This is a genomic window from Modicisalibacter sp. MOD 31.J, from assembly GCF_020147985.1.
GTDB lineage: Bacteria > Pseudomonadota > Gammaproteobacteria > Pseudomonadales > Halomonadaceae > Modicisalibacter > Modicisalibacter coralii.
Map to the genome: position 1 here is coordinate 864,174 of NZ_JAGXFF010000002.1, position 19,816 is coordinate 883,989.

General features: G+C 67.2%; 16 protein-coding genes and 4 tRNA genes. 6 read left to right on the forward strand and 14 right to left on the reverse strand.

Annotation, left to right across the window (positions count from 1 at the left end; translation table 11 throughout):
* Positions 1-7: 7 nt before the first annotated feature.
* From fabD to KGR00_RS09730, 4 genes are read right to left on the reverse strand one after another with little or no spacing between them, the layout of a single operon-like run.
* Entirely contained in the window at positions 8-973 is a 966-nt protein-coding gene (fabD, locus tag KGR00_RS09715; RefSeq protein WP_129141651.1) for an ACP S-malonyltransferase, read from the reverse strand.
* A complete protein-coding gene (gene plsX / locus KGR00_RS09720) occupies positions 970-2,067 on the reverse strand; it encodes a phosphate acyltransferase PlsX (protein WP_224416972.1) in 1,098 nt (365 codons plus the stop codon). Before plsX ends, fabD begins: the two co-directional genes overlap by 4 nt.
* A gap of 36 nt (positions 2,068-2,103) precedes the next feature.
* The gene (rpmF, locus tag KGR00_RS09725) at positions 2,104-2,274 is read right to left on the reverse strand and encodes a 50S ribosomal protein L32 (RefSeq protein WP_129141653.1); all 171 of its coding nucleotides are present in this window, start codon (positions 2,272-2,274) and stop codon (positions 2,104-2,106) included.
* A 27-nt stretch (positions 2,275-2,301) separates the two neighbouring features.
* Positions 2,302-2,829 carry a YceD family protein gene (locus KGR00_RS09730; RefSeq protein WP_224416971.1) on the reverse strand — a complete coding sequence of 176 codons (528 nt, stop codon included), beginning with the start codon at positions 2,827-2,829 and terminating at the stop codon, positions 2,302-2,304.
* Positions 2,830-2,941: 112 nt separating this feature from the next.
* On the opposite strand from KGR00_RS09730, the gene KGR00_RS09735 reads away from it, so the two are divergent.
* Positions 2,942-3,523 carry a Maf family protein gene (locus KGR00_RS09735; RefSeq protein WP_224416970.1) on the forward strand — a complete coding sequence of 194 codons (582 nt, stop codon included), beginning with the start codon at positions 2,942-2,944 and terminating at the stop codon, positions 3,521-3,523.
* 106 nt (positions 3,524-3,629) lie between these two features.
* Here KGR00_RS09735 and sppA read toward each other — a convergent pair whose 3' ends face one another.
* Genes sppA through KGR00_RS09750 form a run of 3 tightly spaced genes read right to left on the reverse strand, consistent with a single transcriptional unit; the run spans position 3,630 to position 6,362 of the window.
* Positions 3,630-4,697, reverse strand: a complete 1,068-nt coding sequence (gene sppA, locus KGR00_RS09740) for a signal peptide peptidase SppA (RefSeq protein WP_224416969.1) — start codon at positions 4,695-4,697, stop codon at positions 3,630-3,632.
* 52 nt (positions 4,698-4,749) lie between these two features.
* Complete coding sequence (locus KGR00_RS09745) at positions 4,750-5,412, reverse strand: HAD-IA family hydrolase (protein WP_224424404.1); 663 nt, start codon at positions 5,410-5,412, stop codon at positions 4,750-4,752.
* Positions 5,409-6,362 (reverse strand): RluA family pseudouridine synthase, encoded by a 954-nt coding sequence (locus KGR00_RS09750; RefSeq protein WP_129141658.1) that lies wholly within the window; start codon positions 6,360-6,362, stop codon positions 5,409-5,411. The genes KGR00_RS09745 and KGR00_RS09750 overlap by 4 nt, the downstream gene beginning before the upstream one ends.
* A gap of 691 nt (positions 6,363-7,053) precedes the next feature.
* Here KGR00_RS09750 and rne point away from each other — a divergent pair.
* Positions 7,054-10,452: a ribonuclease E gene (rne, locus tag KGR00_RS09755; protein ID WP_224416967.1), complete on the forward strand. Its 3,399-nt coding sequence runs from the start codon at positions 7,054-7,056 to the stop codon at positions 10,450-10,452.
* A 98-nt stretch (positions 10,453-10,550) separates the two neighbouring features.
* On the opposite strand, the gene KGR00_RS09760 is transcribed toward rne, so the two are convergent.
* On the reverse strand, positions 10,551-11,849 hold the full coding sequence (locus KGR00_RS09760; protein ID WP_224416966.1) for a M18 family aminopeptidase: 1,299 nt from the start codon (positions 11,847-11,849) through the stop codon (positions 10,551-10,553).
* Positions 11,850-11,994: 145 nt separating this feature from the next.
* On the opposite strand from KGR00_RS09760, the gene KGR00_RS09765 reads away from it, so the two are divergent.
* Both KGR00_RS09765 and ligB read left to right on the forward strand, forming a co-directional pair.
* The gene (locus KGR00_RS09765) at positions 11,995-14,046 is read left to right on the forward strand and encodes a carboxy terminal-processing peptidase (RefSeq protein WP_224416965.1); all 2,052 of its coding nucleotides are present in this window, start codon (positions 11,995-11,997) and stop codon (positions 14,044-14,046) included.
* A 235-nt stretch (positions 14,047-14,281) separates the two neighbouring features.
* Positions 14,282-16,009 (forward strand): NAD-dependent DNA ligase LigB, encoded by a 1,728-nt coding sequence (ligB, locus tag KGR00_RS09770; protein WP_224416964.1) that lies wholly within the window; start codon positions 14,282-14,284, stop codon positions 16,007-16,009.
* Between the two features lie 63 nt (positions 16,010-16,072).
* Here ligB and folE read toward each other — a convergent pair whose 3' ends face one another.
* Complete coding sequence (folE, locus tag KGR00_RS09775) at positions 16,073-16,675, reverse strand: GTP cyclohydrolase I FolE (protein WP_224416963.1); 603 nt, start codon at positions 16,673-16,675, stop codon at positions 16,073-16,075.
* A 217-nt stretch (positions 16,676-16,892) separates the two neighbouring features.
* On the opposite strand from folE, the gene folK reads away from it, so the two are divergent.
* Positions 16,893-17,309: a 2-amino-4-hydroxy-6-hydroxymethyldihydropteridine diphosphokinase gene (gene folK / locus KGR00_RS09780; RefSeq protein ID WP_129141664.1), complete on the forward strand. Its 417-nt coding sequence runs from the start codon at positions 16,893-16,895 to the stop codon at positions 17,307-17,309.
* A 124-nt stretch (positions 17,310-17,433) separates the two neighbouring features.
* Here the strand turns inward: folK and KGR00_RS09785 are convergent.
* The 5 genes from KGR00_RS09785 to KGR00_RS09805 all read right to left on the reverse strand — a co-directional run bounded on the left by KGR00_RS09785 (position 17,434) and on the right by KGR00_RS09805 (position 18,989).
* Positions 17,434-17,509, reverse strand: a tRNA-Asn gene (locus KGR00_RS09785).
* Positions 17,510-17,537: 28 nt separating this feature from the next.
* Positions 17,538-17,613, reverse strand: a tRNA-Asn gene (locus tag KGR00_RS09790).
* Positions 17,614-17,672: 59 nt separating this feature from the next.
* A tRNA-Asn gene (locus tag KGR00_RS09795) sits at positions 17,673-17,748 on the reverse strand.
* A 140-nt stretch (positions 17,749-17,888) separates the two neighbouring features.
* Positions 17,889-17,962 (reverse strand) — tRNA-Met (locus KGR00_RS09800).
* Positions 17,963-18,035: 73 nt separating this feature from the next.
* The gene (locus tag KGR00_RS09805) at positions 18,036-18,989 is read right to left on the reverse strand and encodes a choline ABC transporter substrate-binding protein (protein ID WP_224416962.1); all 954 of its coding nucleotides are present in this window, start codon (positions 18,987-18,989) and stop codon (positions 18,036-18,038) included.
* 223 nt (positions 18,990-19,212) lie between these two features.
* Here KGR00_RS09805 and betI point away from each other — a divergent pair, with 223 nt between their 5' ends.
* Entirely contained in the window at positions 19,213-19,812 is a 600-nt protein-coding gene (gene betI / locus KGR00_RS09810; protein ID WP_224416961.1) for a transcriptional regulator BetI, read from the forward strand.
* The last annotated feature ends 4 nt before the right edge of the window (positions 19,813-19,816 follow it).

The window sequence follows — 19,816 nt, forward strand, 5'->3', positions numbered from 1 at the left end:
TCCTGAGTCAGTCGTTGGCATTCTGGTCCACGGCCTCGCGCGCCAGCTCGAGCGCCGCCGTCAGGCTGTCGGGATCGTTGACCGCCAATCCCTTGGCCCCGCGTGCGATGCGCTTGCCGAGACCGGTCAGCACCTTGCCGGGGCCGCACTCGATGAACAGCGTCGCGCCCTGGTCGACCATGGTTTCGACGCAGTCCGTCCAGCGTACCGGCTGGTAGAGCTGCTCGATCAGCCGCGTGCGCAACGTCTCGACATCGGCATGGGCCCTGGCATCGACGTTCTGGACCACCGTATAGCGCGGGGATTTGAAGTCGATCTCCGCCATCGCCTCGGCCAGGCGCTCGGCGGCCGGCTTCATCAGCGCGCAGTGTGACGGTACCGACACCGGCAGCGGCAGCGCCCGCTTGGCACCGGCTTCCTGACAAAGCGCCACGGCCCGCTCGACGGCACTCGACTGACCGGCGATCACCACCTGGCCCGGCGCATTGTAGTTGACGGCCGCGACCACTTCGCCCTGCGCGGCGTCCCGACAGGCGCGCTCGACGGCCTCGTCATCCAGACCCAGCACGGCCGCCATGGCACCCTGGCCCACCGGCACGGCGGCCTGCATCGCTTCGCCGCGCAGACGCACCAGACGCACGCCCTCGGCGAAGGTCAGCGCGCCGGCACAGACCATGGCACTGTATTCGCCCAGGCTGTGGCCGGCCATGACCAGCGGTCGCGGCCCTTCCAGCTCCTGCCAGACGCGCCATACCGCGACGCTCGAGGTCAACAGCGCCGGCTGGGTGCAGGCCGTGGCGTTCAGGGCCTCCTCGGGCCCTTCCTGCGCGACGTGCCAGAGGTCGTAGCCCAGGGCATCGGAAGCCTCCTCGAAGGTCGTCCTCACCACGCTGTAACGTTCGGCCAGCTCTCTCAGCATGCCCAGATGCTGGGAGCCCTGCCCCGGGAATACGAGGGCCAGGGATTGAGTCATGGCATCCACCTTTGAGAATTGAAATCGTCGGGTCTCGAGCGGGTCGCGAACCCGCTATCCCCTGGATCGCCCGCGACCGACGGGATAGCGGTCTCTCCCAGCTCGCTCGACAGCCGGGCCGGCAGGTTCATGCGAACCTCCTGCACCGCTCGCGACACGGCAAAGGCGAACCCCTGGGCGTCGGCATGGCCGTGGCTCTTGACCACGATACCCGCCAGCCCCAGTAGACTCGCCCCATTGTAGCGCACCGGGTCCAGTTGGCGCTTGACGCGCAACAGCGCCGGGCGTGCCAGCAGCGACACCAGCCGACTTCCCCAGTGGGCCGAGAACGTGGTCTGAAAGCGATCGACGAGCATCCGCGCCAGCCCTTCGCTGGACTTGAGCACGATATTGCCGACGAAGCCGTCGCATACCACCACGTCCGCCGCACCGTTGAACAGGCCATCGCCCTCGACGAAGCCCACGTAGTTGAGACCCAGGGTCCGCAGACGCGCATCCGCCTCGCGGACGCTGGCCGGCCCCTTGGTCGCCTCGACGCCGACGTTGAGCAAGGCGATGCGTGGGCGCGCCAGCCCATCGACATGACGCACCATGATATCGGCCATGCGCGCGAAATCGACCAACCGCTCGGCGGTAGCCTCGATGTTGGCGCCCATGTCGATCATGTAGCAACGCCCGCCCTCGCGGGTGGGAATGGCCGTGGTGATGGCCGGGCGCGGGATCCCCGCGACCATGCCCAGCGCGCGCCGAGACAGGGCCATCAACGCCCCGGTGTTACCCGCGCTGACCCCGGCATCGGCCCGACCGGCCGCCAGCGCATCGAGCATCAGCGCCAGACTCGAGCCCCGCCCGGCGCGCAGCGCCTGCGAAACCCGCGTCGCCTGGGAAATCGTCGTTTCCGCGTGACTCAGCGCGAGACGCGTCGTCACCCCCCGCCAACGACGGGGCAGGCGCGACACCTCGGCTTCCAGCCGCTCACGCGGGCCAAACAGGGTGACATCGAGCTGCGGATGCAGGCGCAGCGCTTCGGCAGCCCCCCATACGACAGCGCGGGGACCGAGATCCCCGCCCATGGCGTCGATGGCGATGCGCACGGCCAGTCGCCGGAGTCGTCCGCGCCAACGACCCTGTTAGATGTCGACGACCTTGCGGCCGCGGTAGAAACCGTCCGGGGCCACGTGGTGGCGACGATGCGTGGTGCCGGTTTCCTTGTCCTGAGACAGGGTCGGGCCGCTCAGCGCATCGTGGCTGCGGCGCATGCCGCGCTTGGAACGGGACTTGCGGTTTTGTTGAACTGCCATGGGTAGAACTCCAGAGCGTATCGTGATTCAGTGTTTGTCCTTCAGCGTGCGCAGCACGTCGAAGGGGCTTGCAGCGGGCTCTTCCGATACCTCGGCATCGGCTCCGCTGGCCAGCTGGTCGCGCGAGACGGCACATTCCGCCTCGTCGTGATAGACCACCTGCGGCAGGCTGAGGATCAGTTCGTCCTCGACGACCGGCAGCAGGTTGAGCTGTTCGTTTTCCACCAGGACCGGTTCGTAGTCGCCGGGCAACTCGGCGGCCAGGGCATCGCTGCTCACCATGCCCAGCCACCAGTGGCTCTCCAGCGAGACCGGCATCGGCTCGAGACAACGGCGACAGGCAAGGCTGACCTCGGCCCGCAGGCGGCCTTCTATATAGCGCCGCCCCTGAGCGTCGATGCCGAAGGCCAGGCGTACCTCGCAGTCGCCCTGCTGGGCACCGGCCTCTTCGGCGAGGCGTTTCATCCCCGCGAGATCGACGCACCCTTCGAGGACCTGCTCGTTGGCCGCCAGCCGATACGGCTCGACCTGCGTGGGAAGTCTAGTGGTCATCATAGGCGCGCAATAATAGGGATTCCCCCGAGGCCTGTCAAAGCGCGTTGCGTCATGCTGTACACCATGACGGGGGCCCGGCAGACTGAGGCCACCTCGCCCCAAAGGAGTTGCCATGAGCCGCCTGGTCCTCGCTTCCGGTTCGCGCTGGCGTCGCCAGTTGCTCGAGCGCCTGGATATCCCCTTCACCTGGTCCAGCCCCGACATCGACGAGACGCCGCGACCCGAGGAGTCGCCGGAGGCCCTCGTCCACCGTCTGGCCCTGGGCAAGGCGGAACGCGTCGCCCGCGACCATCCCGACCACCTGATCGTCGGCAGCGACCAGATCGCCCTGTTCGAGGGCGACATCCTCGGCAAGCCCGGCGACGACGCCACCGCCCGGGCCAACCTGGCGCGCTTTTCCGGCAACCGGGTGCGCTTCTTGACCGGCCTGGCGCTGATCGACACCCGCGCCAGCCGCCACTGGGTCTGCCATGAACGCTACGACGTCGTCTTCCGCACGCTCAGCGAACGCGAGATCGCGCACTACGTCGATCGCGAACAGCCGCTGGACAGTGCCGGCAGCTTCCGCATGGAGGGGCTGGGCGTCACCCTCTTCGAGCGCCTGGAAGGCGACGACCCCAACGCCCTGATCGGCCTGCCGCTGATCCGCCTGTGCGCGCTGCTGCGCGAGGCCGGCCTGGATCCGCTCGCTTGAGGCGGGCCCTGCCCCGCCGCTCCCGGCGCCGCGACCGAACGGCGCCGGGCCTTATCTTAGGGGCGCTGACAACGTCGTCGAGCGCAGACATTTCGTTAACGCCCTCTTAGCCGCCGAGCTGATAGCGCACCGGCGTCGGCGAAGCCTGACTCGACAGCCCCAGCCACTCGGCGGCGACCCGGCCGAAACGGCGCGACAGCCGCTCGAACGGATCGACCTCCGGCGTGTAGTCCTCGACACGCACGCCACCGAAACGCTCCCGGGCGAGCTGATCGACGCTCTCGAGGCCATCCACCAGCCCCAGGCCCATGGCCTGCTCGCCGGTCCACACCAGCCCCGAGAACAGTCGCGGGTCGTCGCCGAGCCGATCGCCGCGACCGGCCTTGACGTCCTCGACGAACTGACGATGGGTGGTATCCAGAATCTGCTGCCAGAAGCGCCGCTGCTCGGGCGCGATATCGCTGAAGGGGTCGAGCAGATCCTTGTTCTCGCCCGACGTGAAGACGCGCCGTTCGATGCCCAGCCGGCCGATGGCGTCCTGGAGACCGAAGCCCGAGTAGATCACCCCGATCGACCCCACCAGACTGGCCGGCGCCGCATGGATCTCGTCGGCGCCCGAGGCGATGTAATAGGCGCCGCTCGCGCCGATATCCTCGATCACCGCGATGATCGGCTTGTCACCCTGGCCGGAAAGCCGCCGGAGTTCGGCATAGATGCGCTGCGACTGGACCGGGCTGCCACCGGGGCTGTTGATGTCGAGCACCACCGCCCGCACCTGCGGATCCTTCCAGGCCTGCCTCACGCCCTTGATGACCCGCTCGGCACTCGCCTGACGCTGGGCGTCGATCACCCCTTCCACGCGCACCATGCCCAGATGCGGGCCACCGGGCGCCGGCGTCCCCGCGGTACGCACGCCATAGAAGGCCACGCCGATGGCCGCCAGCAACAGGCTCGCGAACAGCAGGCGGAAGAACAGCTTCCAGCGCCGCGAGCGGCGCTGTTCCGTCAACACGCCCTGCATCCAGCGATCCATCATCTCGAGCTGCTGCAATCGCTGACGCTCGCGCAGGGTCTCGGCATCCGCCGCCTCGGGGGCCGACGCGGCGCGATGCTCCCCGCCCGGCGGCACCTCCTCTCCTTGCGTCCATCGGTCGTAGTCACGCTCGTCGCTCATCACCGCACCTCCCTGGGGGATGGAAAGAGGATTCGAATCCCGCTATCGACGCTCAACGCCGGAGCCAGTCGATCACCTCGGCGAAGCTCTCGGCATGGAACACCGGGGCGCAGGCCGCCAGCCGTTCGCGCGAATGCACGCCGTAGGCCACCGCCAACCGGTCCATGCCCAGCGCCCGGGCCATCTGCATGTCGTATTCCGTGTCGCCGATCATCAGCGCCTCGCCGGCCGCGACGCCGAGTTCTCCGAGCAGTTCCTCGAGCATCCGCGGGTCGGGCTTGGAGCGCGTCTCGTCGGCGGTGCGGCTGGCGTGAAACCAGGCACCGCTGCCGGTGGCGGCAAAGGCGCGATCGAGGCCGCGACGGCTCTTGCCGGTGGCGACGGCCAGTTGCAGGCCGGCCTCGTCGCGCAACCCGGCGATCCCCGCCTCCACCCCGGGGAAGAACGGCGTGGGGGTGCGGTCGGCCGCCACGAAACGCGCCGAGTAGGCCTTCCGCAGCCGTTCGGCGAGGGCCTCATCGATGCCCGGACACAAGCGGTCGATCGCCTCGGGCAGCCCCAGACCGATGATATCGCGGACCGCCTCCGGTGCCAGGGCCGACCAGCCGACGTCGAGGGCGGCCCCCTGCATGCACGCGACGATCCGCGCCTCGGAGTCCACCAGGGTGCCGTCCCAGTCGAAGATCACCAGGCGATAACGCCGACTCGCCATCATTCGCCTCCCCGCTCGCGGGCACGATCCAGGACCGCTTCCAGCTCCTCGCCCAGCGGCGCCCTGACCTGCACCGGACGGCCACTGCTGGGCTCGGGGAAGGTCAGCGAAGCCGCGTGCAGAAACAATCGCGAGAGGTTCAGCTGCGCCGACAGATGTCGCGACTCGCGGGTGGCGTACTTGTCGTCGCCCAGCAGTGCATGGCCGGCATGCGCCGCATGCACGCGAATCTGGTGCGTGCGGCCGGTGACCGGCTGCGCCTCGACCAGGGTCGCGCCGGGCAACGTCTCGCGGACGGCGAAGCGCGTGCGCGCCACCTTGCCGGCAGGGTCGACACGCACGCGCCGCTCGCCGTTGCCGGCATCGTAGCGGTCCAGCCGCGCGCTGACGAAATCGCGACGGGCCGGCCAGCGCCCGGCCACCAGCGCCAGATAACGCTTTTCCATCTTGTGCTGCTTGAGCGCGGCGTTCAGGGTCAGCAGCGCCGGCCGCGTCTTGGCCAGCAGCAGACAACCCGAGGTGTCGCGATCGAGACGATGCACCAGCTCCAGAAAGTCGAGGTCCTCGCGCACCTGGCGCAGCGCCTCGATCAGGCCGATCTTCACGCCGCTTCCCCCGTGCACCGGCAACCCCGACGGCTTGTTGATCACCAGCCAGTCCGGGCCTTCGATCAACACGTTGCCGGCGAGCAGGTTGCGCAGATTGTCGCTGACCTCGCGCACCGCTTCGGCCGGCGCCAGGCGCAAGGGGGGAATGCGCACCACATCGCCCGGCACCAGGCGATAGTCGGCCTTGATGCGCTTCTTGTTGACGCGCACCTCGCCCTTGCGAACGATGCGATAGATGAGCGCCCGCGGCGCCCCCTTGAGCCGCGTGTGCAGAAAATTGTCGATCCGTTGACCGGCATGCGCCTCGCCGATCTCGACCCATTGGATATCACGCCCTTCGGCCATTCAGCCTCCCTCTGACCCGCCGGCCAAGGTGGCCGGAAAGTGGCCATTCTAACCCAGTGCGCCCCGGTGACGGTCAATTGCCGCTGTGTCGCTTTACTGGTATATTCCGAACTCGCTCGGAGGGGTCCCAGTGCCCGTCTCAGGCGCCTGCACGACCAGCACGCAGGCCAGAGCCAAGAATCCGGCGGCGGGGTTCGCCCCGCCGCCTTCGCAGTGAAGCAACGACGACGCCACGCCCGAGCCGGGCCGCCCACCATCATCGGCGGTCACGACCACGGGGATTATCAACACCGTGCCGGAGGCCGGCGTCGGCGAATCGAACAATGCCAGGTGTCTGGCGGTCGTCCGCAGGACCGGACGGGCACTCGCCCGCCGGGACACGTCCTGCCGCCGCCGCGTACTCAACATGCTCTTGCGGCGCCCGGTCAACTACCGGTCGCTGATGACACACACACGACATGCGCTGAGCACAGCACGAAGCAAGAAGCGGTTCGCCGTCGCCGACGCAAAAGGAATCGCTGGTCAGATAGACGTGCGGAAACAAGCACCACGCGCTTGGCGTACCGGGGCAGGCCTGACTCGAGTCGGCCCCTGCCGCTTCGCCCGCGCGCATCGTGAACCGCCCGCGCCGACATTTCAGCAGCGTTGTCCCCAGGCCCGCCTACCGGTGCGAGCCAACTAGCGAGACAACATGAAACGGATGCTCATCAACGCGACCCAGCCCGAAGAGCTGCGCGTCGCTCTGGTCGATGGACAGCGCCTCTACGATCTGGACATCGAGTCCGGCGCCCGAGAGCAAAAGAAAGCCAACATCTACCGCGGCAAGATCACCCGCGTCGAGCCCTCCCTGGAAGCCGCCTTCGTCGACTTCGGCGCCGAACGTCACGGCTTCTTGCCGCTCAAGGAAATTTCCCGCGAATACTTCGTCAAGGACCCTTCCGGTCGCCCCAACATCAAGGAAGTGATCAAGGAAGGCCAGGAAGTCATCGTCCAGGTCGACAAGGAAGAACGCGGCAACAAGGGCGCGGCGCTGACCACCTTCATCAGCCTGGCGGGCCGTTTCCTGGTCCTGATGCCCAACAACCCGCGCGCCGGCGGCATCTCGCGGCGCATCGAGGGCGACGAACGGGCCCAGCTCAAGGACGCCATGGGCGCCCTGACCCTGCCCGACAAGATGGGCGTGATCGTGCGTACCGCCGGGATCGGCCGCAGCACCGAGGAGCTGCAGTGGGACCTCGACTACCTCGCCCAGGTCTGGGAGGCGATCACCGAGGAAGCCGGCAAGCGCTCCGCCCCCTTCCTGATCTACCGCGAATCCAACGTCATCATCCGCGCCATGCGCGACTACCTGCGCCAGGACATCGGCGAGGTGCTGATCGACAGCCCCGAGGTACACCAGGAAGCGCTCGGTTTCATTCGTCAGGTGATGCCCTCCTACCAGCAGAAGATCAAGCTCTACGCCGACGACGTGCCGCTGTTCTCGCGCTTCCAGATCGAATCGCAGATCGAGACCGCCTACCAGCGCGAGGTCAAGCTGCCCTCCGGCGGTTCGGTGGTGATCGATCATACCGAGGCACTGGTCTCCATCGACATCAACTCGGCACGCGCCACCCGTGGCAGCGACATCGAGGAAACCGCCCTGCAGACCAACGTGGAGGCGGCCGACGAGATCGCCCGCCAGTTGCGCCTGCGTGACATCGGCGGCCTGGTGGTCATCGACTTCATCGACATGTCGCCGGCGCGCAACCAGCGCGAGGTCGAGAATCGCGTCCGCGATGCGCTCAAGCTCGACCGCGCCCGCGTGCAGATCGGGCGTATCTCGCGCTTCGGCCTGATGGAGATGTCACGCCAACGCCTGCGTCCCTCGCTGGGCGAGACCAGCGGCGTGGTCTGCCCGCGCTGCGACGGCCAGGGCACCATCCGCGACGTGCGCTCGATGTCGCTGTCGATCATGCGCCTCATCGAGGAAGAGGCGATGAAGGAGCGCAGCGCCCAGATCCGCGCCATCCTGCCGATCCCCGTGGCGACCTACCTGCTCAACGAGAAGCGCGCCACCATCGCCGACATCGAAGCCCGGCAGGGCGTCAAGGTGATCCTGCTGCCCAGCGCCGAGATGGACACCCCCCACTACGACGTCCAGCGCCTGCGCGACGATCACGTCAGCGACGAAGGCGAGGACAAGTCGAGCTTCGAACTGTCCACCGATACCGAGGTCGGCAAGGAGCCCGATCTCACCCTGGCCAAGCCGATCCAGCGCAGCGAAGCGGCCGTCAAGAGCGTGGTCCACACCGCACCGGCACCCGCGTCCCTGCAGCAGGGCGCCGACGACGCCCAGCCCGCCGACGAGACTCCCGTCGTGGCGCCCAACGGCCTGCTCTCGCGCTTCTTCAAGGGCCTGGGCAAGCTGATCGGCCCCGCCGACGAGGCACCCTCCTCGAGCGCCCGCCAGGACTCGCCGAGCCGCACGCCGGCGAGCGACAAGCCGGCGGCCGATACCGAGAGTCGCAACAACGGCGGCAACCGCAATCGCCGTCGCGACTCCCGCGACAGCCAACAGGGCGATAAACGGCGTGACGACGCCCGGCGCGACGACAATCAGCGTGACGACGCCCGGCGTGACGACACCAAGCGCGACGATGCCCGGCGTGACGGTGCTCGCCGCAACGATAACCGCCGTGACGACAACGGCCAACGCGACAAGTCGCGTGACGACAAGCGCAACGGCAAGTCCCCGCGCCAGGAGAACGGCAGCGACGAGCGCAAGCCCGGCCGCCAGAAGTCCGCGGATACAGAAAAGACCGACAAGCCGGCCACCAAGGGCGACAAAGGCGATAAGAGCGACAAGCCGGAGTCCCGCTCGCGCCGTGACGCCGGCAAGCCCGAGAAAAAGGAGCAGAAAGAGCAAAAGCCCGCGGAATCCGTGGAGCAGACCACCGCGGCGGACGGCAAGCCCAAGCGCACGCGCAACAACCCGCGTCAGCGTTCGCGCAAGCACGCCCTGAATCCGAAAGCCGTCACCGAGCAGGAACGCCTGCAGGCCGAGGCCGCTGCCGAGCCGGCAAGCCCGGCGGCGTCGAGCGCCGAAGCCAGCGCAACCCCGGCGACCGACGCATCACGCCCGACCGAGACGGCCCGCGACGCGACGCCGGCCAAGGCCGCCCAGGCGCCCGATACGGACGCCGCCGAGCCCGCGTCGGCCGACGAGAGCGCCAAGGACGAGGCCGCGACGGCGGCCGCCGGCGAACCGACTGCCAAGGCGCAGGAGCCGGCAACGTCCGGCGACAAGCCACGCGCGAAGAAGAGCGCGCGTCCGCGTCGCCCGGCGACCGAGACCGCCAGCAAGCCGGCCGCGGCACAGGCCCCGGAGGACGACGCGACGGCGACCGGCAAGACCGAGTCGGCTCCCGCCGAGAACGACACGGCTTCCCGCGAAGCGAACCCGGCGACGCCCACGCCGGCATCGAGCGAATCGTCAGCGAGTCACCCGCAAAGCGCTGGCGACACGGAAGCCGCGACGTCCGACGCCACGCCGCAACGCGATGCCCCTGCAGCGCAGGCGGAAGATACCGACGCCCATGCCCCGTCAGCCGGTTCGGATGACGCCGCAAGCACCGCACCGGCCGCCGACGAGGCCACATCGACGCCCGCCACACCGGCACCCGGCGACGAAACCGTCGCAGCCACCGGCGATGCCGACCAGGCCGCCACACAGGGCGACGAAACCGGCTCGGACGACACTCGCTCGAAAGACCACCAGTCAGCGCCCGCGGCCAGCGACACGGCCCCGGTAAACGACGCGGTCACCGAACCGAGCACGCCGACGACCGACGGCCAGGGCGAAGAACCCGCCGAGACGACTGCCGCAAGCCCGTCCGATACGGCGCAGCCTGCCGCAGCATCGGCTGCCGCAGCATCGGTGAGCGAAGAGACGACTGCTGCATCGCCTGCCGAGGAGACGGCTGCCGAAGAGACGACTGCCGAGGAAACTCCCGAGGCCGGCGAAAAAGGCAGCCGCCGTCGGCGTCGCCGGGCCCATAACGACCCCCGCGAACAGCGTCGTCAACAGAGCCAGACCGAAGAGGGCCGCTGAACGACGGTCGCAAGGACCACGGGCGCCGCCACGGTGCCCGATGCCTCCCTTCACGCCCGCCATCCCCGATGGCGGGCGTTATCGTGTGGGTGGCACGATCACGACAGTTGGGGGCGATCGACGAAGGCGGTCAGGGCGCGGATCAGATAGCGGATGTCGTGACTGCCGGCGGTCTCGCGGATCGAATGCATCGCCCATTGCGGAACGCCCACGTCGAGGGTCGGCACGCCGAGCTCGGTGGCGGTAATGGGGCCGATGGTGCTGCCACAGGCCATGTCGGCCCGGGTCACGAAGCTCTGCACCGGCACCCCGGCCTCGCGACAGATATCGCGGAACAGCGCGGCCGTCTCGCTGGTCGTGGCGTAGCGCTGGCTGGCGTTGACCTTGATCACCGGCCCGCCGTTGATCGCCGGCCCGTGGGCGGCATCGTGCTTGTCGGGAAAGTTGGGGTGCAGCGCGTGGGCATTGTCGCAGGAGATCAGCCGCGAGGCCTGGATCAACCGCACCAGCCCCTCCTCGCCGGCAACGCCGCACTGGGCATTGACACGCCGCACCACGTCGCCGAGGAACGGGCCCTGGGCGCCACAGGCGCTGGCACTGCCGACCTCCTCGTGATCGTTGGCCACCAGCAGCGCGCCCTGACGACCCCGGGAATCGAGCAGCGCCTCGAGACCGCAGAAGCAGGACAGCAGATTGTCGAGGCGCGCCCCGGCGACGAGCTCTTCCTCGATGCCGACCCGGCTCGGCGGCTGGACATCGTACAGGCAGAGCTCGAAGGCCAGCGGCTCGACGTTCTCGAGGTTGTGCTGTTCGTAGAGCCAGCGCTTGATCAATGCCTCGAGATCCTGCTGCCCACCGCCCTGCAGCAGGACAGGCGCCATCTGGGTCTGGGCATTGAGCGCGCGGCCGTTGTTGGCTTCCCGGTCGAGATGGATCGCCAGACTGGGGATCGTCGCGATGGGCCGGTCGATGTTGATCAGAACGCCCTGGGTACGCCCGTCGTCGCGCCGCACGTGGACGCGCCCGGCGAGCCCCAGGTCACGGTCGAACCAGGGCGCGAGCAGCGCACCGCCATAGACCTCGACGCCGAGCTGCAGCCAGTCGTGGTTGCGAAGCGCCGCATTGGGCTTCAAGCGCAGCCCCGGGCTATCGGTATGGGCGCCGATCATGCGCAGCGATTCGAGCGGCCCCTCGGGCAGCTGCAGGGCGATCAACGACGACGCGTTACGCGTGACGTAGACACGCTCTCCGGGGGTCAGGGTCCAGGCCTGGGTCTCGTCGAGACGCCGGAAACCGGCCTTCTCCAGGCGCTCTGCCATGTTCGCCGTGGCATGCCAGGGCGTCGGGGAGCGCTTAAGAAACGTGAGCAGTCGCTCTAGGGTCGGGTCTTGGGGCATGCTCATCCTCGTCAAGGTCTGTGTCTGGCGACACAGGCTGCTACAATGCGAAACCGGTTCGTGCCAGCCTGTCGCTCGTGCCGGTCACTTGGGGCCCACCGGGCCCAAGGAACGAAGTGTACATGAAACCGGGAGTGCTTCATTGATGAGCCTGATTGCAGCCACCCAGCGCGTACTGGTCCTCGTCCTGCTGATCGCGTTGGGTGTACCGGCATTCGCCGACATTACCCCCACGGATGCCCAGCGACAGGCCTCAATCGAAGTCGCGGAGTCATTGCAGTACGGCCATTACGCCGACGTCAAACTCGACGACGCCTGGTCGCAGCGCGCCTTCGACCGCTACCTCGACGTCCTCGACTCGCAGCGGGCCTACCTTCTCCAGCGCGATGTCGATGCCTTCGACGACCTGCGCGACTCGCTCGACGAGGCGGTGACCCAGGGCCAGTTGGATCGGGTCTACGCCCTCTACGATCGCTACCAGCAACGCCTCGAGGCGCGTCTCGAATGGCTGCTGGCGCGCGTCGACGACGGTCTCGACTTCGATTACACCACCAGCGAGCGTCTCGCCCTGGACCGCGAAGGCGAACCCTGGGCCAGCAGCGAGTCCGCCCTCGATACGCTGTGGCAGAAGCGTCTGAAGAATGCCGCGCTGACACTGTCACTCAGCGATCAGTCGCCCGAGGAGATTCACAAGACCCTGCACGATCGCTATGAAGGCCAACTCTCGCGGGTCCGCCAGACCAACCCCGAAGACGTGCTGGAACTGTTCATGTCCGCCGTCACCGGCACCGTCGACCCGCACACCGAATACTTTTCGCCGCGCCAGAGCGAGTCGTTCGACATTCAGATGCGCCTGTCCCTGGAAGGCATCGGCGCCCTGCTCCAGACCGAGGGCGAGTACGTCAAGGTGGCCAGCCTGGTGCCCGGCGGTCCCGCCGACAAGAGTGGCGTGCTCCAGCCGGCCGACCGCATCGTCGCCGTCGGCCAGGGCGACAGCGGCGAGATGGTCAACGTCGTGGGCATGCGCCTGGACGACGTGGTCGACCTGATCCGCGGGCCCAAGGGGTCCACGGTGCGACTCGACATCGTTCCCGCCAAGGCCGTGGACGTCACGCGCTCCCACGTGGTCAAGATCGTCCGTGACACCGTGGAACTCGAGGACCAGGCCGCCAGCAGCGAAGTGGTGACCCTGCACCGCGACGACGGCGACCATCGCATCGGGGTGATCAAGATCCCCACCTTCTACGTCGACTTCGATGCCTGGCAGGCCGGCGAGGCGGACTACCGCAGTTCGACCCGCGACGTCGCCAAGGAGATCGACAAGCTCAAGGCGCAGAACGTCGAGGGGATTCTTCTCGACCTGCGCAACAACGGCGGCGGCGCCCTGCAGGAAGCCAATTCGCTGGTCGGCCTGTTCATCGATCGCGGCCCCACCGTCCAGGTCCGCGACGCCCGCGGTCGCATCAGCCTGTATGGCGACACCGACAGCGGCGTCTCCTACGACGGGCCGCTCGGCGTGCTGGTCAACCGGCTGTCCGCCTCCGCCTCCGAGATCCTCGCCGGCGCGCTCCAGGATTACGGCCGCGCGCTGATCATCGGCAGCGGCACCTTCGGCAAGGGCACGGTCCAGACGCTCAACGACCTGAGCCACGGCCAGATCAAGCTGACCCGCGCCAAGTTCTACCGTGTCTCCGGCGAGAGCACGCAACTGCGCGGCGTGACCCCGGACATCCAGTTCCCCAGCCTGATCGACCCCGACACCATCGGCGAAAGCAGCCTCGACAATGCTCTGCCGTGGGATACGGTGCGTGCCGTCCAGTATCGCCAGTACGGGTATCCGGCGCGCTATCTCGATACCCTCGAGGCCCGCCACGAGGCGCGCACCGCGTCGGACCCCAACTTCACCTATCTCGAGCAGCAGGCCAGCCTGGTCAAGAAGCTCCGCGAGCAGCAGACCACCATCAGTCTCAACCGGGAACAGCGCCAGAAAGAGATGGACGCCCAGGAGAAGGAACAGCTGGCCCTCGAGAATCGTCGCCGTCAGGCACTCGGCATGACGCCTCTCGACAACTGGGTCGACGCCCGCAATGCCGACGACGATGAGCAGGAAGACGACGTGCAGCCGGTCGACCGCGCCCAGGTGATCGAAGGCTCCGAGATCGTGCTCGATTACGCCGGACTCACCCGGTCCCGCTAAGGAAGCGCTGAACAAATAGCCGAACGGGATGAAGCGCAAGGCGTCCGGAGCACAGGAACCGTAGCATATGGGGTATATGTGAGGATTCCGAGCACCGCGCAACGCGGCGATTCGCCCGTGCAGGCAATTGTGTAGTGTTTCCCTAAACCTTTCGGCGGGCCTGCCGGCTCGCGGTACAGCGTGCCGCCGCCCTTACGGGGCGGCGGCGTCTCGTATCGAGCCAGGGAGACCGACCATGCCCAGCCTCGCCCATCGCTGCCTGTCGACCGCCACCCTGGCACTCGCGCTGGCGTTCGCCTTGCCGGCCGTCCGGGCCGCGCCCCGGCCCTGCCCCGACCGGCCACCCGAACAGTTGCGTCACGACCTGACGCAACTCTCGGAGCGGATTCAGCACTGGGCCGAGGCCTACTACCAGCACGGCACCCGCCTGGTCGAGGACGGGGTCTACGATGCCGCCAAGCGGCGCCAGGCGCACTGGCGACACTGCCTGGGTCTGACCGAACCCGCTTCTCAGGCCCATGCCCCCACCGATGGCCGCGTACGCCATCCCGTGGTCCAGACCGGGCTGGACAAGGCTCCCTCCCGCCAGGCGATCGCCGACTGGCTGCGCGCCCGCCGACACCGGACACTGTGGATCCAGCCCAAGGTCGACGGCGTCGCCATCACCCTGCTCTACGAACACGGCCGCCTCAGCGAAGCCATCAGCCGCGGCGACGGACGACGCGGCCAGAACTGGCTTCCCCAGGCGCACCGGATCGCGGCCATCCCCGAGAGGCTGCCCGACGCCCCGCCGCGGGTCGTGCTGCAGGGCGAACTCTACGCGAAGCGACCCGGACACGTGCAGGCGCGCGACGGCACCGACGGTGCCCGCGCCGCGATCAGCGGCCTGATGGCCCGCGACACCCTGGATGCCGAGGCCGCCGCGCGCATCGGCCTGTTCGTCTGGGACTGGCCGGACGGCCCTGGCACCATGGCCTCGCGACTCGACCGGCTGGCTGCCTGGGGCTTTACCCGGACCCGGCGCGACACGCGCCGCGTCGACGATCTGCACGACGTGGTGAGTCAGCGCCAGCAGTGGTATCGCCACGCCCTGCCCTTCGCCAGCGATGGCATCGTGCTGCGCCAGAGCCGGCGCCCGGCGGCATCGACCTGGCGCCCCGAACCGCCCGACTGGGCGATCGCCTGGAAATATCCAGCGCAACGTACACTGGCCTCTGTCGAGCGCATCGACTTCTCGATCGGCCGCACCGGGCGCATCACGCCCATCGCCCGACTCGACCCGGTCACGCTCGACGACCGTACCGTCACCCGGGTCAGCCTCGGCTCGCTAGACCACTGGCGAGCGCTGGACGTGCGTCCCGGCGACCAGGTGCGGGTTTCCCTGGCCGGGCTGACCATTCCGCACCTCGACTCGGTGGAGCTGCGTGTCGAGCCCAGACCCCCGGTCGAGGCTCCCGAGCCCGGCGATTACCACGCCTTCAGCTGCCTGAACCCTTCGCCCGGTTGTCGCCAGCAGTTTCTGGCGCGCCTGGTGTGGCTTTCCGGCGACCAGGGGCTCGACATCGACGGGCTCGGCGAAAGCCGCTGGCAACAATTGGTGGACGCGGGGCTGGTCACGTCATTGCTGGACTGGCTGGACCTGCAAAGCGCCCAGCTCGAGGCGCTCGATGGCGTGGGGCCGGTCAGAGCCGGCAACTGGATGGCCGCTTTCGACGCGGCACGCGGGGCGCCCGACAGCGCCTGGCTGAGCGCCCTGGGGCTGCCCAGTGTCGCTCCGAGCGCCCTGGAACAGGATGGCCATTTCGCCGGCATCGAGGCGCTTGCCGCACGAAAGCGGGCTGGCTGGCGGCGCATCGAGGGTATCGGCGAGGTCGGTGCCGACGCGCTCTGGCGCTTCTTCCATGAGCCTGGCACCCGGGAGCTGCTGGATGAACTGGCCGAGCGGGGCATCCTGGCTCGCTGAAAGCGCCCGCAAACGACGACGCCACGCCGGTTGGCGTGGCGTCGTCGGCACGACTCGGGGTGATCAGTTGTTGGACATCGAGTCGACGCCCGACAGACTCAACATCCTCAGGAATTCACGCCGCGTCGCCGGGTCCTCGCGGAAGGTGCCCAGCATGCGGCTGGTCACCAGGCTGGCGCCGGGCTTGTGGACACCGCGCGTGGTCATGCACTGATGCGAGGCCTCGATGACCACCGCGACGCCCTGCGGCTGCAACACCTCGTGCAGCGTATCGGCGATCTGCACGGTCATCTTTTCCTGGATCTGCAGGCGCTTGGCATAGACTTCGACCAGACGCGCCAGCTTGGAAATGCCCACGACGCGCCGGTCGGGAATGTAGCCGATGTGGGCCTTGCCGATGATCGGGGCCATGTGATGCTCGCAATGGCTCTCGAAACGGATGTCGTTCATGACGATCATCTCGTCATAGCCCTCGACTTCCGAGAAGGTGCGCTCGAGGATACTCACCGGGTCGGACGTGTAGCCGGCAAAGAATTCCTCGTAGGCACGCGCAACCCGGGCGGGCGTGTCGATCAGCCCCTCGCGCTCGGGATCGTCGCCCGCCCAGCGAATCAATGTCCTTACGGCGTTTTCCGCCTCTTCACGGCTCGGAGGTGTCGATGCCATGCTAACCCTCATGAAATCAGGCACGTTCGGGTCACACCCGCGCCAGGCCTGGCCGGCGGGCTGAAACCAGTGGATGGGCTGCAATAAGCCTGACGAGAGGATATCACGAACCTCATGGACGGGTCCCCCGGACCGGTCGCCGCCGGACGCGCTCTGTTGAAAGGCGTCGAAGCGGCATGTTATAGACATCACACGCGCCGATCACCCATGGATTGCAATGTCTGACGTCGAGCATGAATGCCTGATCTCGGTGGGTTCCAACATCGACCCACACCGCCACATCGCCATGGCCACGGCGATTCTCGAGGCCGAATGCCGACTCCTCGCCGCCTCCACCATCATCGAGACCGCCCCGGTCGGTTATCAGGCACAACCCAACTTTTTCAACGGCGCCTATCTGGTCACCACTGCGCTCGATTACGCCGACTTCCGTCAGTACCTCAAGCGTGTCGAGGATCGCCTGGGACGCCGCCGCGGCCCGATCAAGTCGGGGCCCCGCACCCTCGATCTGGATATCGTGCTCTGGGACCGCCGGGTCGTGGACACCGACGCCCTGCAGCAGGACTACGTCATGGTCCCCGTTCGGGAAGTTCTGGAGAAATCGGGTATCGTGCTCGCGCCCTTCACGGCCTGAACTCTCGGGCCGGAGCAGCATTCTGCCTGCGTCGCTCACTGGGCGAAGACACGCACGACGATTCCGGCGAATGCCGGACCGGGAAAGAAAACAGGAAGGTAACGCTAGACCATCGCCGCCGGGCTGGCTCCCCGAGCAGGACTCGAACCTGCGACCCAATGATTAACAGTCATTTGCTCTACCAACTGAGCTATCGGGGAATGACGCGGCAATGTGAGATGTCGATGTTGGCTCCCCGAGCAGGACTCGAACCTGCGACCCAATGATTAACAGTCATTTGCTCTACCAACTGAGCTATCGGGGAACATCGAAACATGTGTCGTCGCACCACGGAGCGAACTCCGTCGAGCGCGTGGCGTTGGTTGGCTCCCCGAGCAGGACTCGAACCTGCGACCCAATGATTAACAGTCATTTGCTCTACCAACTGAGCTATCGGGGAACAACGCCTGAGCACGCGGCGTAGTATACGGATTCCTTTTCATTCGTCAAGACTTACGTCCGACGTCCGAGTGTCGCGGCAGGGCCTGCGACGCAAGACGCCCATCGACCAGGGCCGATGGGCGTCTCGAGAAATCCTGATGGCTACGCCCTGATTCGAACAGGGGACCCCATCATTATGAGTGATGTGCTCTAACCAGCTGAGCTACGTAGCCACTAGCCGCCCGGCCAGCAGGCCGAACGGGGGCGAATTATGCCTGCCGAACGTAAGGCTGGCAAGTCCGGGCCCTACTGGGCAATGTCCAGCGACTGCTTGACCGCCGGCAGGCCCTGACCGCCGTCGACCGTGGTGACGCCCTCGAGCCAGCCGTCGAGCACGTCGGGATGCGCCTTGAGCCAGCTGCGTGCCGCCGCCGCGGGCTTGTCGCCATCGTCCATGATCGCGCCCATCACCTGGTTCTCCATGTCGAGGGTGAACGTCAGGTTCTCGAGCAGCTGGCCGACATTGGCGCACTCGTCGACATAACCGGCACGCGTGTTGGTGTAGACGGTGGCACCGCCGTAATCGGGCCCGAAGTAGTCGTCGGCGCCCTCGAGGTAAGCCATGTCGAAGTTGGTGTTCATCGGATGCGGCTCCCAGCCCAGGAACACCATCCACCCCTGATTTTTCACCTTGGACTTGAGTTCCGCCAGCATGCCCGCCTCGGAGGAATCGATCAGCTGCCAGTCGCCGAGCCCGAAGGCGTCGTCGTCGATCATGTCCTGGATCAGCATGTTGCCGTCGTTGCCGGCCTCGATGCCATACAGGTGATGCCCGAACTTGTCGGCGTGCTTGTCGAGATCGGCGACCGAGGTGACACCGGCGTCGTAGACGTATTGCGGCACCGCCAGGGTGTACTTCGCCCCTTCCAGGTTGGCACCGACCCGGTCGACCTGCCCCTTGTCGACGTAGGGGTCGCTGATCGACGCCATCGACGGCATCCAGTTGCCCAGGAAGACATCGAAATCGCCATTCTTCATGCCGGCGTAGGCGATCGGCACGGAGACCGTGTCGCTGGTCACGTCATAGCCGAGCCCTTCGAGAACCTGCGTCGTCAGCGCGGTGGTCGCGGTGATGTCCGTCCAGCCGACCTCGGCAAAGCGCACGGTCTGGCAACTCTGCGGCACGTCGGCCATGGCCAGCGGGGACATCGACACCAGCAGACCGCCGGCGATCAGGGTGAGAGACGTCTTGTTGCTCATGGGTGCTTTCTCCTGCGGGTTGGCGTCCAGATGCTCGAATCGAGCACTTCGATAACATCAAATTATGCGATACTCGCTTTCACATTCCACTATACAATAACTTTTTATTGATTGAACGTTCAATAAAATCATTGCACACTATAGACCAACGAGGCGTGAACGCTCGGCGTCGGCTTTCAACGCCAGCGACGCCCGCCTCGGCAAGACAGCAGAGGAGAAGCCCGTGCCCAAGGTCGGAATGGAACCCATACGGCGGCGGCAACTGATCAAGGCCACCATGGAAGCGATCGACGAGGTCGGTCTGGCGGATGCCACCGTGGCGCGGATCGCCAGGCGCGCCGGCGTGTCGGCGGGGATCATCAGTCATTATTTCGGCGGCAAGGACGGTCTGCTCGAAGCCACCATGCGCCAGATCCTCCAGGACCTGGGCGAAGCGGTGGCGACACGCCGCAGGCGGTCGCTGGACGACAGCCCGGAAGCGCATATCCGGGCCATCATCGACGGCAACTTCGATCGCAGCCAGACCAGCCAGTCGGTGATGAAGACCTGGCTCGCCTTCTGGGCCTCGAGCATGCACCGCCACGATCTGCAGCGCCTGCAGCGCGTCAACGACCGGCGGCTGTATTCCAACCTCTGCTGCCAGTTCCGGCGCTGTCTGACGCATGCCGAGGCCCGTCGGGCGGCCCGCGGGCTGGCGGCGATGATCGACGGCCTGTGGCTGCGCGGGGCCCTGGCCCCGGAAGGGCTCGACATCGAGCGCGCCCGGCATCTGGCTTACGACTATCTTGACGAACGACTGGCCCGCGCCGACTGCTACGCCTGAGCGG

Excerpts from the sequence above, each read along its gene's own strand:
- KGR00_RS09730 (WP_224416971.1), bottom strand. The coding sequence starts at position 2,829 with ATGATGACCACTAGACTTCCCACGCAGGTCGAGCCGTATCGGCTGGCG.
- KGR00_RS09805 (WP_224416962.1), bottom strand. The coding sequence starts at position 18,989 with ATGAGCAACAAGACGTCTCTCACCCTGATCGCCGGCGGTCTGCTGGTG.
- folK (WP_129141664.1), top strand. The coding sequence starts at position 16,893 with ATGTCTGACGTCGAGCATGAATGCCTGATCTCGGTGGGTTCCAACATC.
- KGR00_RS09735 (WP_224416970.1), top strand. The coding sequence starts at position 2,942 with ATGAGCCGCCTGGTCCTCGCTTCCGGTTCGCGCTGGCGTCGCCAGTTG.
- rpmF (WP_129141653.1), bottom strand. The coding sequence starts at position 2,274 with ATGGCAGTTCAACAAAACCGCAAGTCCCGTTCCAAGCGCGGCATGCGC.
- KGR00_RS09765 (WP_224416965.1), top strand. The coding sequence starts at position 11,995 with ATGAGCCTGATTGCAGCCACCCAGCGCGTACTGGTCCTCGTCCTGCTG.
- KGR00_RS09745 (WP_224424404.1), bottom strand. The coding sequence starts at position 5,412 with ATGATGGCGAGTCGGCGTTATCGCCTGGTGATCTTCGACTGGGACGGC.
- rne (WP_224416967.1), top strand. The coding sequence starts at position 7,054 with ATGAAACGGATGCTCATCAACGCGACCCAGCCCGAAGAGCTGCGCGTC.
- folE (WP_224416963.1), bottom strand. The coding sequence starts at position 16,675 with ATGGCATCGACACCTCCGAGCCGTGAAGAGGCGGAAAACGCCGTAAGG.
- ligB (WP_224416964.1), top strand. The coding sequence starts at position 14,282 with ATGCCCAGCCTCGCCCATCGCTGCCTGTCGACCGCCACCCTGGCACTC.
- KGR00_RS09750 (WP_129141658.1), bottom strand. The coding sequence starts at position 6,362 with ATGGCCGAAGGGCGTGATATCCAATGGGTCGAGATCGGCGAGGCGCAT.
- sppA (WP_224416969.1), bottom strand. The coding sequence starts at position 4,697 with ATGAGCGACGAGCGTGACTACGACCGATGGACGCAAGGAGAGGAGGTG.
- fabD (WP_129141651.1), bottom strand. The coding sequence starts at position 973 with ATGACTCAATCCCTGGCCCTCGTATTCCCGGGGCAGGGCTCCCAGCAT.
- KGR00_RS09760 (WP_224416966.1), bottom strand. The coding sequence starts at position 11,849 with ATGCCCCAAGACCCGACCCTAGAGCGACTGCTCACGTTTCTTAAGCGC.